The sequence below is a fragment of the Caldivirga sp. genome (assembly GCF_023256255.1).
Taxonomy (GTDB): Archaea; Thermoproteota; Thermoprotei; order Thermoproteales; family Thermocladiaceae; genus Caldivirga.
This window is the reverse complement of the sequence record NZ_JAGDXD010000050.1, coordinates 11,601-27,297: the sequence shown is the minus strand read 5'-3', so window position 1 is coordinate 27,297 and position 15,697 is coordinate 11,601. Positions and strand designations below refer to the sequence as shown.

General features: G+C 44.5%; 18 protein-coding genes. 5 read left to right on the top strand and 13 right to left on the bottom strand.

Annotated elements, in window-relative coordinates; translation table 11 throughout:
• Positions 1-697: 697 nt before the first annotated feature.
• Complete coding sequence (locus Q0C29_RS08100; RefSeq protein ID WP_292000158.1) at positions 698-1,168, bottom strand: PaREP1 family protein; 471 nt, start codon at positions 1,166-1,168, stop codon at positions 698-700.
• A gap of 398 nt (positions 1,169-1,566) precedes the next feature.
• Between Q0C29_RS08100 and Q0C29_RS08095 the strand changes: the two genes are divergently transcribed.
• The gene (locus tag Q0C29_RS08095; RefSeq protein ID WP_292000157.1) at positions 1,567-2,388 is read left to right on the top strand and encodes a sugar phosphate isomerase/epimerase; all 822 of its coding nucleotides are present in this window, start codon (positions 1,567-1,569) and stop codon (positions 2,386-2,388) included.
• Here Q0C29_RS08095 and Q0C29_RS08090 read toward each other — a convergent pair.
• From Q0C29_RS08090 to rpl18a, 6 genes are all read right to left on the bottom strand, one after another.
• Positions 2,385-3,515 (bottom strand): Gfo/Idh/MocA family oxidoreductase, encoded by a 1,131-nt coding sequence (locus tag Q0C29_RS08090; protein ID WP_292000156.1) that lies wholly within the window; start codon positions 3,513-3,515, stop codon positions 2,385-2,387. The two genes, Q0C29_RS08095 and Q0C29_RS08090, sit on opposite strands and share 4 nt — an antisense overlap.
• Before the next feature lie 10 nt (positions 3,516-3,525).
• Positions 3,526-4,365, bottom strand: coding sequence for a sugar phosphate isomerase/epimerase (locus Q0C29_RS08085; protein ID WP_292000155.1), 840 nt, complete (start codon positions 4,363-4,365; stop codon positions 3,526-3,528).
• On the bottom strand, positions 4,362-5,396 hold the full coding sequence (locus tag Q0C29_RS08080) for a Gfo/Idh/MocA family oxidoreductase (RefSeq protein WP_292000154.1): 1,035 nt from the start codon (positions 5,394-5,396) through the stop codon (positions 4,362-4,364). The genes Q0C29_RS08085 and Q0C29_RS08080 overlap by 4 nt, the downstream gene beginning before the upstream one ends.
• A 197-nt stretch (positions 5,397-5,593) precedes the next feature.
• Positions 5,594-6,499, bottom strand: a complete 906-nt coding sequence (gene ftsY / locus Q0C29_RS08075; protein ID WP_292000153.1) for a signal recognition particle-docking protein FtsY — start codon at positions 6,497-6,499, stop codon at positions 5,594-5,596.
• Positions 6,500-6,501: 2 nt separating this feature from the next.
• Positions 6,502-6,975: a prefoldin subunit alpha gene (gene pfdA, locus Q0C29_RS08070; protein WP_292000152.1), complete on the bottom strand. Its 474-nt coding sequence runs from the start codon at positions 6,973-6,975 to the stop codon at positions 6,502-6,504.
• Between the two features lie 2 nt (positions 6,976-6,977).
• Positions 6,978-7,235 carry a 50S ribosomal protein L18Ae gene (gene rpl18a / locus Q0C29_RS08065; RefSeq protein WP_292000151.1) on the bottom strand — a complete coding sequence of 86 codons (258 nt, stop codon included), beginning with the start codon at positions 7,233-7,235 and terminating at the stop codon, positions 6,978-6,980.
• Between the two features lie 173 nt (positions 7,236-7,408).
• Between rpl18a and Q0C29_RS08060 the strand changes: the two genes are divergently transcribed.
• Positions 7,409-8,716 (top strand): heat-shock protein Hsp70, encoded by a 1,308-nt coding sequence (locus Q0C29_RS08060; RefSeq protein ID WP_292000150.1) that lies wholly within the window; start codon positions 7,409-7,411, stop codon positions 8,714-8,716.
• Here the strand turns inward: Q0C29_RS08060 and Q0C29_RS08055 are convergent.
• Entirely contained in the window at positions 8,688-9,416 is a 729-nt protein-coding gene (locus Q0C29_RS08055; RefSeq protein WP_292000149.1) for a helix-turn-helix domain-containing protein, read from the bottom strand. The two genes, Q0C29_RS08060 and Q0C29_RS08055, sit on opposite strands and share 29 nt — an antisense overlap.
• 469 nt (positions 9,417-9,885) lie before the next feature.
• Here Q0C29_RS08055 and Q0C29_RS08050 point away from each other — a divergent pair, with 469 nt between their 5' ends.
• Complete coding sequence (locus Q0C29_RS08050; protein ID WP_292000148.1) at positions 9,886-10,257, top strand: hypothetical protein; 372 nt, start codon at positions 9,886-9,888, stop codon at positions 10,255-10,257.
• Positions 10,258-10,260: 3 nt separating this feature from the next.
• Here Q0C29_RS08050 and Q0C29_RS08045 read toward each other — a convergent pair whose 3' ends face one another.
• Both Q0C29_RS08045 and Q0C29_RS08040 read right to left on the bottom strand, forming a co-directional pair.
• The gene (locus Q0C29_RS08045) at positions 10,261-11,019 is read right to left on the bottom strand and encodes an ABC transporter permease (protein ID WP_292000147.1); all 759 of its coding nucleotides are present in this window, start codon (positions 11,017-11,019) and stop codon (positions 10,261-10,263) included.
• Complete coding sequence (locus Q0C29_RS08040) at positions 10,985-11,902, bottom strand: ABC transporter ATP-binding protein (protein ID WP_292000146.1); 918 nt, start codon at positions 11,900-11,902, stop codon at positions 10,985-10,987. The genes Q0C29_RS08045 and Q0C29_RS08040 overlap by 35 nt, the downstream gene beginning before the upstream one ends.
• An 87-nt stretch (positions 11,903-11,989) precedes the next feature.
• Here Q0C29_RS08040 and Q0C29_RS08035 point away from each other — a divergent pair, with 87 nt between their 5' ends.
• Positions 11,990-12,187, top strand: coding sequence for a hypothetical protein (locus Q0C29_RS08035; RefSeq protein ID WP_292000145.1), 198 nt, complete (start codon positions 11,990-11,992; stop codon positions 12,185-12,187).
• Between the two features lie 86 nt (positions 12,188-12,273).
• The gene (locus tag Q0C29_RS08030; protein ID WP_292000144.1) at positions 12,274-13,047 is read left to right on the top strand and encodes a nicotinamide mononucleotide deamidase-related protein; all 774 of its coding nucleotides are present in this window, start codon (positions 12,274-12,276) and stop codon (positions 13,045-13,047) included.
• Here Q0C29_RS08030 and Q0C29_RS08025 read toward each other — a convergent pair.
• The 3 genes from Q0C29_RS08025 to Q0C29_RS08015 all read right to left on the bottom strand — a co-directional run bounded on the left by Q0C29_RS08025 (position 13,044) and on the right by Q0C29_RS08015 (position 15,609).
• Entirely contained in the window at positions 13,044-14,297 is a 1,254-nt protein-coding gene (locus Q0C29_RS08025) for an NRAMP family divalent metal transporter (RefSeq protein WP_292000143.1), read from the bottom strand. The genes Q0C29_RS08030 and Q0C29_RS08025 overlap by 4 nt on opposite strands.
• Positions 14,298-14,373: 76 nt before the next feature.
• Positions 14,374-15,024, bottom strand: coding sequence for a hypothetical protein (locus Q0C29_RS08020; protein WP_292000142.1), 651 nt, complete (start codon positions 15,022-15,024; stop codon positions 14,374-14,376).
• Entirely contained in the window at positions 15,025-15,609 is a 585-nt protein-coding gene (locus Q0C29_RS08015; protein WP_292000141.1) for a TATA-box-binding protein, read from the bottom strand. It lies immediately after the preceding gene.
• Positions 15,610-15,697 lie beyond the last annotated feature (88 nt).

Below are 15,697 nucleotides of genomic sequence, written 5' to 3'. Positions count from 1 at the left end.
GCCGAGTACTCACTGACAGCTAGGGTACGCATTGAGGAGATTCAACTAAAGGATGGGTGGAACATAGTGGAGCTTGAGCAATATGATGACTTAGTAGCCTTCAAGCTAAGCGAAGACAATGAAATGGCAGCCGAAATAATACTTGAACCATAAATAGTATTTTCTCTGAATGTATTAAAATTATTAAAATCCAATATTTAATTATGTAAAAATAATTTCCAATATTAAAGCTACATAAGAATGTTAATCTACTAGCATTAATAGCCGTGATTTATTAGGAACAGTAGTAATCGTAATAGTGGTAGCAGTAGCTGCAGTAATAGTATTAAGAAGATAACAAATAGAAAACAACAATGAATGCTTTAAAACTGTCTTTCTATCTCTCCTTTCTTTTCTTCACCTCATCTTCACTATATTTATAATAATCGCTTTAATAATTCATTAGTGTCTTGTTCGATCAAGTTAGTAATATAGCTAGTTAAGTAAATCCGCTACTTAAATTTAGTGATACTATTTCATCCATTGAAGTTTCCACCATGGATAATGGTGTCACATGGAGAAGCGAAGTTGAGGGTGTTTAAGGAGAGTATTGAGAAGGCTATGCAGGATATTAAACACAGACTATAATATTCCAAGAATTTATGAAGTATTACTTCACTAAATAGTAATGTTATGTATGAGCTTGGTGTAACCTATTTCATTTCTTTAACCTACTTCTTATGAAGCTGATTATTTCTGTTACATCCCTCTTTACAAATTCCTCGCTTGAATATCTCGAGACTTCATTGTCCTTATCTAGGCCGTTGTATTGGAATTCATGCAGGTTTAAGGCTATTTCAACGTATAGCCTCAACTCCTTATCACCTATTATTGAGGCTATTTCCCTAAGCCTTGAACTTGGCATGATGGCTATTAACCAATCAACCCTATTAACTACCCTATTTGGTCCCAGTCTCCTGGTTCCTGGATAGTACTTTATTAATTCGTCTCTATAATCAATTGCTAGTCCAGCCACATAGGCCTTAATGGCTTGAAACGCCTTACCGGCAGCACTCCTCAGCAACCCATTTTGAAGAAATCTCTCAGCCAACTCAGCCTCATAAAGTGCCTCCCTAAACCTATCCTCCTTATACCTATCAGCATCTACCCAGGGCTTAGTAATCTCCATATCTCAACTTAACTAGCCCTAAAAGGTTATATCCCTTACCTCGATATTCCTCATCCACATGAATACATTAAGCATTCTCACTGATTACTGACGCCTTTCAGTCTCATAAACTATTCCCTTAACCCCATAATGTACCTTAATATTGTTCACCTATAGTTTACTCCGAAACCCCAATACATGAAGAAAATACACCTAACCCATTTAGTACCAGCCACCCAGCATCTTCATGGCTTACTAGCAGCGCTACTCAATTGCATGATCACCTACTCTCCCTAATTGCCTGTTAACGTTCAAGCTATAATTCCCATAATGCCTTTATGGCTTCCTCAGTTGCCTTGTATGCTTTCTCTAAGTCTTGGGCAATAGAATGCTTTAAAACTAGGTTGAGTAAATAAGCAATGCGTCTTGGTATTCAGGTTGGGGCTAGTCTTGCTAGGGGTGGGTTTATGGGTGTTGGTGAGGCTTTTGCATTGCTTTACCTAAGCCCATTTAGGGGTGTTGAGGTTAATCAAGCCCACTTAACGGTCTTCGGTAGTGTTGAGGAGTTTGGCAGTAGGTTGAGGAGGCTTGGGCTTGAGCTCGCGGCCGTTTACTGGTCCGCTAAGTTTCATCTTAGGGAGGAGCATGAGTTCATTATTAGGGATTTCGAGAGGATTAGGGGTAATTTACTTAAGCTTAACTCAAACACCGTGGTTATTGGCCCACCACCCAGGTTTAGGTTATTTGAGGGTGATAAGGAGAGGTATATTGGGGCCATGGCTGAGGTGATTAACAGTATCCTGGATAAGTATGATGACGTGAGGCTTGGTGTGCATAACCACTGGGGTACGATTATTCAGAGCGAGGATGAGATTAACCTACTCATGAAGTTAACCACGCCTAGATTCCAATTATTCACAGACATAGGCCACTTATCAGTATCCGGTATTAATACGTATGAATTCCTAGATAAGTGGGTTGGTAGGATAGGCTACATTCACCTTAAGGATGATACGCAGCCATTTAACGCCGCTAAGGACTGGGGTGAAGTGGCTAGGAGATTTAAGGTGCCTGGCAGGGGTAGGCTTGACATTGTGAGGATACTAAGCATTCTCAAGAACCATGGGTACGATGGTTGGGTTACCGTTGAATACGAGGACCCTGAATCAGACCCTATCCAGGACTTGAAATTCTTCGTAAACTACTATAATAGTAATTTGAGGGGGTTCTTTGAGGGTTAAGGCACACTAACCCACCTCCCCTCCTCAGAGGATTTCGCAATAGCCTCAATAATACTCATAACCCTCCACCCATCCTTAAAGCTTGCCGCCTCAGGTGAAACATCCCTTCCCTCACTAAGCCTAATCAGGAAGTGGTATATTTCATGGGTGAAGGTGTGTTCCCAACCAATCACATGGCCAGGCGGCCACCAGAACCTCATGAATGGGTGCGTCCTCTGTGTGACTAGGATCCTCCTGAACCCACTCAACTCACCGTCGCCCGTGAAGTGGACTTCAAGCTCATTAATCCTCTCCAAGTCAAACCTAATTGATCCCTCGCTACCGTTAACCTCAATTATTAGGGAATTGTAGTGACCTGTGGCTAGCTTTGAGGCCTCAATCAAGCCAACAGCCCCATTCCTGAACTTAACCATTGCCGTGAAGCCCTCATCAACATTAACCTCCTCCCTAACACCACTGGCTGGGTTAACCCTGAATCTGTTGAATGTGTAGAGCCTACCATTAACCTCAGTAACCTCATCAATTAAGTACCTAGCTAGGTCTATGATGTGGCTCCCTAAGTCAGCCAATGTACCATAACCCGCGTACTCGCTCCTAAGCCTCCAAGTCAATGGAGCATTTGGATCAGCTAAACTCTGCTGTAGGTAAAATGCCCTGAAGTGGTATATCTTGCCTAATCTTCCACTTGAAATCAACTGCCTGGCAAGCACTATTGCCGGCACGAACCTGTAGTTGAAGGCAACCATGTTAACCACGCCAGCCCTCTCGGCAGCCTTATACATCTCGTAGGCCTCCTGGGCGTTTAGGGCTGGGGGCTTCTCAACAATAACGTGTTTGCCAGCCTCAATGGCCCCAATTGTGGGCCCCTTATGCATGTGGTTTGGCGTAACGTTGTCAATAACCTCGATGTCGGGGTCCTTCAGCATTAGCCTATAGTCCGTGTAATACCTCTCGAAGCCGAACCTAGATGCGAAATCCCTAATGGCATCCTCCCTCCTACCTGCAACGGCCTTAAGCATGGGTTTAATTGGGCTGTCCGTGAACAATGTAATATTCCTCCAGGCCAAACTATGGGCCCTACCCATGAAGCCGTGTCCAATTAGGCCTACGCCAACGACCCTACCCACGCCAACCACCCTATAGTGTTAGGAGCATCCTCATCCTCTCGGCAAGCTGTCTAAAGTAGAGTTCATATGCGGCGTTGAATGGGTGTAGTTCAGCCGTCAAGTAGCCGTCGTACCCAACATCCTTAAGAGCCTTCATTACGGCTGCCCAGTTCACGTCACCGTTGAATAGGTCTGTAATGCCCCTCAGGCCAATGCTGTAGTCCTTAATGTGAACCCTCCTAACCCTACCACCAAGTATCCTAACCCAATGCTGAGGGTAGCCGAGCCTGCAATCCATTACATTGCCAATATCTAAGTAAGCACCAACGGCTGGGCTATTCAACTCATCTATGAACCTGGCGAACTCCATTGGGCTTAGGAGGAAGTTATTGCACACGTTCTCAATAGCAAGGGTAATGCCAAGCCCCTCAGCCTTCCTGCTTAGTCTCCCTAAGGCCTCCTGGGATAGCCTGTAGGCCACGTCGTATGGGACATCCTCAGTAACGACACCCGGCACCATCAGCAGTGCGGTGGCCCCCATTAGGCTGCATGCTTCAAGCTCCCTCTCAGCAATCTCAATAGCCCTATCCCTAATGGCTGGGTCAGGCGAGGTTAGGGGGTACCTCCACAGTAGCCCACTTCTAACGCTGTGTATCTCCAAGCCCACATCGTTAGCCAGTTTACGCAGCTCCCTTGCGTCATCCATTATGTGCTCTATCCTTAAGTAACCCCTATCTGAGATTGCCGGTAAATTCTCGTTGGCTTCAGATACCGTGAACTCAACCCCATCAAACCCAGTCTCCTTAATGAGTTTAAGCTCCTCAGTTATGGAATAACCCCTCCTATGCCAGAGGTCCGTTGCAATCCTCATTTACCAACACCCGATGCGTAATCCTTAATCCTAATTACGCTGCCTATTGATGCTGATTCATTAGCAGCAAGCACAGTGATATTACTCCAGTAGGCATCCTCATAGGCTGTGGGCACCAGCCCCTTATCCCTAGTTAATACGGCTTGAATGAACGACTTAAACATATTAACTGTTGGGTCGGTTGATGCCCTGATCACTTGCGTATCCTTACCCTTCACGTGTATCTTAGCTTCATTGAACCCAGTGAACCTAATCAACTCCTCCCTACAGACAATATCAAAGCTAACCAGTGGTATCTCCTTACCGAGCTCTGGGTATAGCGCATAGGTGCTGTGTATTGAGCCAACTGCCCCATTACTGAATCTAAATGCAACACTGTAGCTTGCCCAATTCTCAAAACCAACACCCCTATCCTCATCAGTATCCCTACCCTTCTCCGTATATGCCGCGTAAACCGAATCAATGTCACTGACTAGGTACCTGGCTATGTCAAACATGTGAATAACCTGCTCAACAACCTGCCCACCGGTCTCACTCCTACGCCTAAACCACGGTATTGGTGGGATAGTCCAGTACCAATAACCCGCAAACATGGATGCGTTACACTCACCAATTGAATCCTTAACCACCTTAACGGCTTCAGAGTACCTATTTTGGAAACCCACAATCACAATACGGTCACTTGCCTTAACCCTCCTAAGAAGTTCATTAGCCTCACTAACGCTTAACGTTACGGGCTTCTCCACGAGCACATCAAGGCCATGGTCAAGGGCCTTAATAACGTGAGCCACATGTAGCCTAACAGGCGTTGACACCACCACAGCATCAAGCCTCTCCCCACTAAGCATACCATCAACATCCCTATACGCCTTAACACCGAATTTATTCACCGCCTCCCTCAAGGCATCCTCACTAATGTCCGATGCCGCGGCAAGTTCAGCACCAGCCTGCCTAGCAGCAGCCATAAGCTCCCTACCACGCCTACCAGCACCTATAAAGCCAAGCCTAACTGAACGAGGAATTGAACTCATGTTAATAACAAATGTTGGGGATTTTTAAAATCTATTGTAAAATTAAGTAAAGTAAACTTTAAGCAGCGTTCATAAAAATTCACTATACTTTACCTAGGCGGTTAATATCATGGTAATTAAGGGTAAGGTCTCAGCGTTAGAGTATGCTTAAGCAGCATGATGCTGCTTCGTGACAGGTAATCAATGAGGAAAAGTAATTACTCTAGTAGTTTATTTATGAAGTCTAGTTTATTGAATTTAACTAGGTCATCGTAACCCTGCCCTGTGCCTAGGAATATTATGGGTTTCCTAAGTTCATAAAGTAGGGTTAATATTACGCCACCTTTAACGTATGCATCAACCTTAGTTACCACAATGAAGTCAATGGGTATGTATTTGCTATATGTTCTGGCAACATCAACGGCGTCATTACCCATAAGCGCATCAACAATGAAAATGGAGGCGTCCGGTGATGAAACCCTGTGAACCTTCCTAAGCTCCTCCATTAGGTTTCTATCAGTGTGCATTCTGCCAGCTGTGTCAATCATAACGACACTAATTCCCCTGGCCTTAGCATGCTCAATGGCGTCATACGCCACTGAGGCTGGGTCTGAACCGTAGGGATGCTTTATGACCCTCACCCCAAGCTTAGCGGCATGACCCTCCAATTGCTCAACTGCACCGGCCCTATAGGTGTCTGCTGCAGCCCAAACAACGCTCATGCCCCTCTTAAGAAGCATACTAGTTAACTTAGCTATTGTAGTTGTCTTACCGTAGCCATTAGGGCCAAGGAAGAGGAGCACTATTGGTCTCTTTCCAATGCCTTTAATGAATTCATCAAAGTCCACGTCAGGGATACTTGATAATAGGCTCACTAAGGTGTCCCTCACCAGTGCCTTAACGTAATCATCATTAAACCTAGGTACCTTAACACCAATTAACTTAGCCTTAAGTTCATTAACCAATGCCTCGGCGGTGTCTAGGGCGACATCATACTCTATGAGCCTCTCCTCGAATTCCCCAAGGAGCTTATTCACATCATCCTCAGTAAGCTCCCTTTGAGTTACCGCATCCCCAATTGCCTTAACTAGGCTTGAGAATGCTGACTTAAGCCTATTAAACATGGTTACGGACCTGCCTTAGGCCCTGCGGCGCCACCCTGTGAACGGGCTAGGGATGAGTATATTACTGTTAATAAATCCCTCACCTCACTACTACTCCTAATGGCTTGAGCCAACTCCTGTTCAAGCTTCTCCCTTGTTGCATTAAGCTCATTCAGCCTACCGTTTATTAACTCAATGGCCTGGGGTATGGGCATTTCAGCAACGTAACCCTCCCCAACGTCGACAAGTGCCTTAGCCGTATCCTTAGCCTCAGCCTTAACGTAAATCCCCCCACCTATGGTTACGTATGAGTCACTAACAACCCCCTTACTCAACTGCTCGAGAACAGCCTTGGCGCTATTCAATTCATTAATGGACATGTTAAGTACAGTTAAGTTCTGGGACAGGGTGTTAACTAGGTTAACTAGTTCATTGTACCGCTCAGCCAATTCCTCTAACTGGTCCTGAGTTATAACTAACCTCCTGCCTTCGCTCATGTTCACCACGTCACCAGCCTATCAACGCTTAGAAGTTGCTTAATGTAGCGGTTCTTAACCTCACTGGGGTTAACCTCTTTGATTGACTCAACCCTAATTAGGTTCCTGGGAACCTTATGGCTTCCACCAATCCTAGTGTAAACCTTCTCCTTAGCGTCATTCTCATTAACCGCAGTAACCTCAATCCTGAACTTCCTCCACACGTTGCCCCTATCCTTAAACCACCCTGAAACAGTATACACCTTAACCAAGCCTATCACTGATTCAGCCGAGTGTGAGGCCTTTTATAAATTATCGCGCTAACACCCTATGCGGCTTTCTCCTAATTTCTTAAAGCGGTTATTCTAGGTTCATTTTATTTAAAACCTGGGATAACACATGATGAACACCTAGTGAGCATAATTGTTTTTAAGGAGTACGCGTAGTCGCAGTTGTGGAGGATGTTAAGTATAAGGCAAGGTTCGTCTACGCTGAGGACTACGGGACAGGCTACTTTAAGTATGGACCAATAACCCTAGGTGAAGTACCTAGGATAATGCCCAGTAGGGGCCTCCTGCTTAGGGATTTACCCGAAAGCATGAAGCTCCTTGTGCCTAGGGATGTGTTAAGTAGAGGGGTTGTGGTTGGTGATGAGGTGTCCAAGTACCTTAGTTCACTTAGGGACGCCATAAGGAACCTCAAGTACCCGCTGCATGATGGGATAGTGAGGAGGGAGGATGAGGATGCTTGGAGGGTTATTAGGGAGATGACTAGGTTCACTATTGCTCAATTCCACAGTGAAGCCGCTAAGCAAGGGGACTACAAGGGCTTCCTAGTGGTGGCTGCATTATCAGCCCTAGCCCCAGACTACATGAAGGAGAGGTTCGTTGAACTCCACGGTGACGTTAATAGGGAATTAGGCGGTAACGCTGTGAGGGCGGTGACGGTTATTGACCAACCCTTCGCAGTCGCCATAGCTGAGAAGGCTGTTACATGCATAGTTATTGAGGCTGGCCACGGTAACACGCAGGTCGTACCCATTAGTTATGGGCCAATTAGGGATGGTATAGTGGCCTTAAATAGGGGTGGGGCTGAGGCTAATGCAATAACAAGGGAGGTGCTTAAGGATGCCGGCTACGGGGACTTGGCTAGGGATGATTACGTTGTTGAGGTTGTTAAGAGGGAAGCCGGCTTAATCCCAAGGGACCTTGATGAGGCAATTAGGAGGGCTAGGAGTGAGCCTGATAAATTCACAGTGGCCATTAAGGTTAACCCACTTGTAACCATTGAGCTTAAGGAGTACTCCTGGATGAGGTTCCTAATAGGGGAGATACTGTTTAATCCAAACCATGAGATATTCAGGAGCTACACCCAGCAGGGTAGGTTAACGATAGAGGACGTTACGGTAGGCGACATGGTTTTCCACGGGGAAATGAGCCTATCGGACGCTGTGGTTAACAGTGTTAGGAGGACGCCTGTGGAGATTCAGGACAAGGTACTCAGTAACGTCATACTCAGTGGGGGTTCATTCAACTGGAAGCCACCTCCCGAGGGCCTTAGGGACATTGCTGTAACTAGCCCTGAGAAGGTTAAGATAATGATGAGTAAACTATCCCCGGAGCTGGCTGAGAGGATTAACGTTAAGCTGGTTAATGACCCACAGTTCAGCGTTTGGAAGGGCTCAATAGTGTATGGTTACGCACTGCCACTTAACGTTAAGTGGAATGAGAGGACTAAGGAGGGTTGGTACTTCCTAACCTAGAATCATTAATGCTACTTAAGTAAAGCCTCACTATCTTCCTTAACCCACTTCTTACATGGTGATCAACAGTAGCCTTAGATAAGTTAAGCAATGAAGCTAAGTCACTGAGCCTCACCTGCCTAACACCATTAAAGTAACCCATTTCATAAGCCAACTTAAGAACCCTATACTCATTATCCGTAAGCACATGCCTAAACAACCCACCATAGTAACTCATAATTAAGGGACCCCTCCCCCTAAACCAATTCACATTACACTCAACTAGTTCAACCCCATTAATCCTCCTAAACTCGCTACAAGCCTCCTCGGCATCATTGTAATTAAGGTAATACGCCGTGAACTCCTTTAAACCACTATGAACATGGGAGTAAGCCAATAAGCCACCATTATTCAATATAATGTACTTAAGCACACCACTGTACCTCAGTAGTAGGAAGGTCTCATAGTTACTCCTAGAAACCCTATTAACATGAAGAACCTTAACAATGTTACCACCCTTAAGTCTCATTAATCTACTAATAAATTCCCTAACCACCTTAGGTTCATCACCATGAATTGAAACAACCTCAAGACTAACCTCACCAGGCCTAACTGGGAATGATGATAAGCCAACAACATGAACACCACTAAAGCCTTCACTCAGCATACTCCAGTCACCAACATGCCTAATTAATGCGGAAAGTCTAACAAGCCTAGGCACTGTAAGTTAATCTTACGGAGGTTATTTAAGCATTATTCAAATATTGAACTGTAAGTTTAATGCATGTGTTAAATGTAAATAATACAGGTTTAATATAAAGGATAAATAAAGGTTCACTAACATAGTGAACATGCATAAAATCAAACCCTACATCCTACTAGCAGTAGCGGTGGTAATGGTAATAGCCGCGTATAGTATGGGTTATAAAACAATGAGTTCATGCTGCAAATAGTTATATTTACTCAGTGAACTTAATCAAAGTGAGGTAGTTTCAGCCTTTTCGTTGATGAGGACAAGGGAAGAGTAAATCTTCTAGGATTGAGGATCATCGGCTTCAATTAGCTATGCTCTAGGTTTATAAATATTGAACCTTTAATGTAGGGGGTTAGGGGTTTAATGTGTTGCAATCATGGGTCGTAATGTGGTTATGGGGCTTCATGTTTAAAAAGGGTTACCTTAATGTTCATTAATGCTTAAGCCTAATGTGTTGCTGTCTGTGGTTAGGGTGATTGAGACGGCCATGATGGTTGCGGTAATGTACCTGTATGGTATTAATGCTTTAGCTCTCCCGTATGTTCTAATACCAATGTTAATGTTCGTAATGGCTATAATATTCGCGTTGGTTAAGTTAATCTACGTTATAGTTAACATTGAGCCTATGCTTGCTCAGAGGATAATGCTACTAACCTTGGCTGTGGACTTATTCATTAACATTTACCTAACATACCTAAGCATGGTAACCCTTGGGTTAACGTTCATAATGATGCTTTACATGTTATTCTTCATAAACATTTCAATAAACCTAGTCCTAATAGCACTTTACGCTAAGACGCTACGTTAGGTTTCAGCGAATACTCCTCCACCTGGATTTACGTAATGCAAGTATTGTGAAAACCACAGTCTCAGCCAGTAGTGTGATTATGCTTAGTCTAATTAATGTTAATGGGTAATTAACCCTCAATACAATATATTGCAGTACCGTGGACACTATGCTAACTGGGGATACTAGGGCAACGTAGGGTGTGGGTAGTAGGTAGGCTGGGTAAAAGACTGGTGGTAATGTGCCCAGTAGGAAGCCTAATATGCCTGAGAGGGACCAACCGTACCTAACGTCATTCATTAATGTTGATAATGTGAAGCCAAGCATACTTGCCGTAACCCACTCAAGCGTCAGTATTGGGACTATTAGGAGGTATAGGGATGCGGGCACATGCATGATCAACTGCATTAATATAATGAATACTGCTAGGCCCGGCAGGGCGTATGTTAATTCTGAGAGGGCTAGGCCGAGGGTGTATGATATGGGGTTAAGCCTAGTGTTTATCAGCATTGACTGGAATTTTAACTCAAGCCTTAGGTAAGTGGCGTCACCTATTATTGTGAATCCACCGCTTGAGCTTACCGCCATAGCTAAGCCGCCTAGTAACCCAAAGCTCATGTAGTGTACCCCACCGAAGACAGTCATTATTACTACTATGGATAATGGGTTTAGGAGGGAGGAGACTAGCCAGAAGGGTTCCCTAACAACAGCTAACCAGCCGTAGAACCAGGCGAAGACTAGCACTGACTTAATCTGAGTCCAAATCCCCTGAAGACTCATCATTATACCACCCTTCAATTAACCTGATCACAACGTCCTCAAGCGTCTTCCTCCTCATTAAGGCCTTCCCACCCATTCTAGTGCACTCCTGGGCTATTAATGATGAATCCTCACTCGTATCCACGTAGACCAAGTACCTGTTGTTTAACTTAACGTAACTGTAACCCTCGAATATTGGCTTATTGATGCCGTAAACCTCAACAACGTACTCACCGTTAATTTTACTCAACAATTCATTAACAGTCCCCCTACTCACCACAGCCCCATTATTCATTATGACCACTTCATCACTCAGGAACTCAGCCTCCTCTATGTAATGCGTAGTTAATATGACTGTTGAGTTACCCTTAAGCCTAGCCAAGGCATCCCACACACCCCTCCTACTGAACACGTCAAGTCCAGTGGTTGGCTCATCCATGAAAACCAACTCAGCATTGCTTGCAAGCGCCATGGCCACCAGGGCCCTTCGCTTATACCCACCTGATAGGTTATTCATTATCTTATCCCTAACGTCCCATAAGCCAAGCTCCTCAAGCGCCCTCCTAGCCTCAACCCTGGCGTCACTTATTGAGAAACCCCTGAAAACTAGGTAGGAGAACACTAGCTCATAAGGCGTCACGAAGTATATTGGCTTAGCCTCCTGTGGTATTGAAGCTAACCTGGGTCTAACCCTCTCAGGGTTCCTTAAAGCGTCCTCCCCAAGTATAGTTAACTTACCTGCACTGGGCTCGAGTTCAGTGGTCAGTATTCTAACTAAGGTTGTCTTACCTGCACCATTAGGGCCAAGTAGGGTAACTACCTTACCTCGATTAACGCTTAAGTCAACATTCCTTAAGGCCCACTTTACACCATCATACGTCTTACCTAACCCCTCAGCCTTAATCACTATTCCATGAGAATCAGGGCTTATCCTACCTGCAATTAATAAGCGTTTCGCGCCGTTGTCAATAGTTTCCGATAAACCGCAGAGTTCATGAACCTTTTCGTTAACATTGAATTGGAGGGTGCCACTGTGAAGCCTATGAGCAATGTGAGGGGGAGGAGGGCACTCAATGAAACTCCCGTGTCCTCGAGGGGGAGTGGTTTGACTACCGCTCCCGTAGACGGCATGGGGAAGGAAATAGGGGGTATGAGGACGAGGGTTAATATGAAATATCATGAAACCCTATGAAAGTCCGACCCCTAGGAGTATTGGCTATGGTTTGTTAAGTAGCCTCATGGAAAATCCTTAATACCCACTGATAGCTTACAGAACTTATGAAGGCTTACGTAATAACCATAGGTAATGAGATACTTAAGGGTAGGACAATAAACACTAATGCAGCCCACATTGGTAGAGTACTAACGTACGCTGGTTATGATGTAGTCAGGATGGTTGTTGTGCCTGATGACATTGATGAAATAGTGTGGGCTTTCAGGGATGGTTTAAGTAAGGCTGATCTAATAGTATCAACAGGGGGCCTTGGCCCAACCTTCGATGATAAGACTGTTGAAGCCTTGGCTAAGGCGCTCAACCTAGAGCTTGAGTTGAACCAGGAGGCGTACAGTATGGTTAAGAGTAAGTATGATAAGCTTGGGGTTGAGTTAACCAGGGAGAGGCTTAAAATGGCCTACATGCCTAAGGGCGCTAAGCCATTACCCAACCCAGTGGGTACGGCTCCAGGGGTCTACATTGAGTATGGTGGGAGGAGGATAATTACCTTACCAGGTGTACCCGCTGAAATGGAGGCAATACTTGATGAGGTGCTTCCTCAATTAAGGGTCCCAGGCAGGTACTACTATGAGGAATCGGTGGTGGTAAGGGGTATTATGGAGAGTGCCCTGGCACCTGTGGTTAATGAAGTGATGAGGCTTAACGCCGGCTTAGTCTACGTGAAGAGTCATCCTAGGGGGATTGAGGTAAATAAACCCACGGTGGAGGTTGAAGTGTCCGCGTCAGGCAGTAGTGAGGAGGAGGTTAAGAATAGGGTTAGGAATGCTATTAATGAGATCTTAAGTAGGGCTAGGTCCATTAATCCTCAATGCTGTTAAAAAGTTGATAAGGCAGCGTAGATACCAAGCGCCAGTATTAGTACAGTAACCGTGTACAGTATGATTGCCCTAACCTTACCTATCGAATAGGCACCCACTAACCTACTGTCTGATGTCAGCCTTATTAGCAGCATTAATGGTACTGAGAGGGCTATTGAGTTGAAGACCATTACGTCAATTATGATTTTAGCTAAATTACTTGACAATAAGACCAGTAGGGCGGCTGGGACAACTTCAACCAGGTAGAATAAGTAGAAGGACTTAGCATCCCTAAACCTATGCCTAAAACCACTGGGTTCGCCTAAATACTCACCTAACCCGTAGGCGAAGCCCATGCTTATTACGAATACTGCCAATGTGGCTGCTGCAATTAACCCCACTGAAGCTGCGTAAAACCAGAAATTACCCATTACCACCCTTATTGAGCTTAACGCGTTGAGGAAACCATCAACAGAACCACCCCTAACCCTAAGTTCATACCCAATTAGGACACCTGCAACCATTAGCAACTCACTGATTACTGCCCCAATGGCAGTCTCAAACCTCTCATGGGTGTAGTGGTTGGGTTTAAGACCCTTATCCACTATTGCCGATGACTGGTAGTAAAGCATCCAGGGCATTACTGCGGCACCTATGTTGGCGGCTAATAGGCCTGTGTAACTAATGTTAGTGTACGTGATTGGGTTAAACATGAGTTCAGTAGCCTCATACAGGGTGTTGGGGTTAATACCAATTATTGTGAATGCGGCTAAGTAAACTAGGATTAATGCCGATAGGGATAGGAGAATGTTCTCAATTCTCCTGTATGAACCATTGAAGAGTATTATGACTGTGTGGAGCGTTAATATGATTAATATGGAGGCAACGACAGGTATGCCTAATGTTAAGCCAACAGCCGCCACTGAGGCGTATTCACCTAGGTATGCTGCGCCATCAATCAGCATCATTAGTAGTAGTGAGGATAAGGCAACCCTCTTACCGTATCTATCCTTAATAATCTCACCAATACCCCTACCACTGCCTAACGCTAACCTAATGGTTAATTCCTGAGTGAAGTAGAGTGGTATAATTAGTAGTATTAACCAAGGTATCATTAAGTAGCTTAAGTAGTAGCCACTCTGCATTGCAGTTAATAGGCTTGGTGCATCAACATCAGCAAGCATTACCAACCAACCTGGACCAAGAATGCTCCTAATTACTCTCCCGGCGCCTTTAAGCGTTCCCGCTAATTTATTAGACGCGGCTAACACTTACTCGGTTCTGAGGAAGATGCTAATAAAGCTTACCTAATGATACCCGCTCGTAATTAACCAAATGTGAGGTAACTTAACTTACTGACGCATCTACTGAAACATCAATGTTCCTGCAGTTTAAGGCGCAGTCAATTGGGTCAGAGCATTCGCAATTCACCTTACCACCACTACACAACACGCTGTTAATTGTAATGAATCTAACTGCAGCCTTAGCATCATCAAATACCACGTTCCTAACATTATCCAGAGGCATACTGTAGATTAAATGATTATCAATATTACCATGCGTGGGTATGTATAAGTTAAGTGTCCTGGAATCCTTAAGGATCAGATGAAGTATTGGTGATGATTCATCCTTAATGGGCTCCACGTAGAACTCACCATCAATATACTCATGGGCCATCATGTAGGTGTTTGGTTGAACAATATACGATACATTACCATGACTCAGGGACACATTGAGAGCCTTAAGGAGAGCTGGTGACTGGTTACTTAACTTAACCAGCACCCACTCAGAGGCGTTTATCAATTTATTAATGTAAATCCACCTGCTTGAAGTTGGGTAACCGTTAACCATTAGAAGAACGTTCTTTCCCTTAACCACAGAGTAGGCCTCATCAATCTCAGTTTCATTAACCACATAAATTACGTTACGATTAAATACCCTACTGAATGCCTCCCTCCAGTTTAACGTAACGTAGATGCTTCCTTTAATGCACATCATTTACGTTTCCTCATATGCAGACTCCTCCTCAATAACGTATAGTGCGTTAATCTCCTTTAACTTATCGTACAGTTTACGGACAGCCACAGCGACGTCAGTCTCCTTCTTAGCCCCAGTGCAAACTATCTTACCTGAACTGAACACTAATATGACCACCTTAGGGTCACTCATCCTATATATTAATCCCGGGAACTGTTCGGGCTCATACATTGAGTTCTCAAGGAGTAACGCAGCCTTCTCAATATTAACCTCAGCATGTAGATTACCTGAGGCAACAATGTTTTGAACTTGAATATCTGAGTCATTCTGTATCTGCGCACCACGTTGGTTGAGGGTCTTAACAAGGTACTTAACAGCCCTCTTCAACTCCTCCTCACTCTTAGCCCCAGTGCAAACCATTTTGCCTGTCCTGAATATTAACGCCGAGATCTTAGGCCTCTGAAACCTAAGTATTAAGCCGGGGAATTGGTCAGGATTATACTCAGCTGCAGGTAATACTTCCGCAAGTCTCTCTAGATCCAGGTCAACACCCAGGTTCACGGTTGCCACTATATTCTCAATTCTGTATACGGGTTCCTTCGGCATCCTAATCCTTTTAAAGCTTTTTAAGCAACTTAAAAAGCTTTCCTCTAAAACACACAATCCTTATCATTAAGCGTTAAGAAGAATTGAG

Bases quoted from the DNA above. Each gene is read 5' to 3' on its own strand.
- Q0C29_RS08100 (WP_292000158.1), bottom strand. From the start codon at position 1,168: ATGGAGATTACTAAGCCCTGGGTAGATGCTGATAGGTATAAGGAGGAT.
- Q0C29_RS08095 (WP_292000157.1), top strand. From the start codon at position 1,567: ATGCGTCTTGGTATTCAGGTTGGGGCTAGTCTTGCTAGGGGTGGGTTT.
- Q0C29_RS08085 (WP_292000155.1), bottom strand. From the start codon at position 4,365: ATGAGGATTGCAACGGACCTCTGGCATAGGAGGGGTTATTCCATAACT.
- Q0C29_RS08080 (WP_292000154.1), bottom strand. From the start codon at position 5,396: ATGAGTTCAATTCCTCGTTCAGTTAGGCTTGGCTTTATAGGTGCTGGT.
- ftsY (WP_292000153.1), bottom strand. From the start codon at position 6,499: ATGTTTAATAGGCTTAAGTCAGCATTCTCAAGCCTAGTTAAGGCAATT.
- pfdA (WP_292000152.1), bottom strand. From the start codon at position 6,975: ATGAGCGAAGGCAGGAGGTTAGTTATAACTCAGGACCAGTTAGAGGAA.
- Q0C29_RS08050 (WP_292000148.1), top strand. From the start codon at position 9,886: ATGCTTAAGCCTAATGTGTTGCTGTCTGTGGTTAGGGTGATTGAGACG.
- Q0C29_RS08045 (WP_292000147.1), bottom strand. From the start codon at position 11,019: ATGATGAGTCTTCAGGGGATTTGGACTCAGATTAAGTCAGTGCTAGTC.
- Q0C29_RS08035 (WP_292000145.1), top strand. From the start codon at position 11,990: ATGAACCTTTTCGTTAACATTGAATTGGAGGGTGCCACTGTGAAGCCT.
- Q0C29_RS08030 (WP_292000144.1), top strand. From the start codon at position 12,274: ATGAAGGCTTACGTAATAACCATAGGTAATGAGATACTTAAGGGTAGG.
- Q0C29_RS08020 (WP_292000142.1), bottom strand. From the start codon at position 15,024: ATGATGTGCATTAAAGGAAGCATCTACGTTACGTTAAACTGGAGGGAG.
- Q0C29_RS08015 (WP_292000141.1), bottom strand. From the start codon at position 15,609: ATGCCGAAGGAACCCGTATACAGAATTGAGAATATAGTGGCAACCGTG.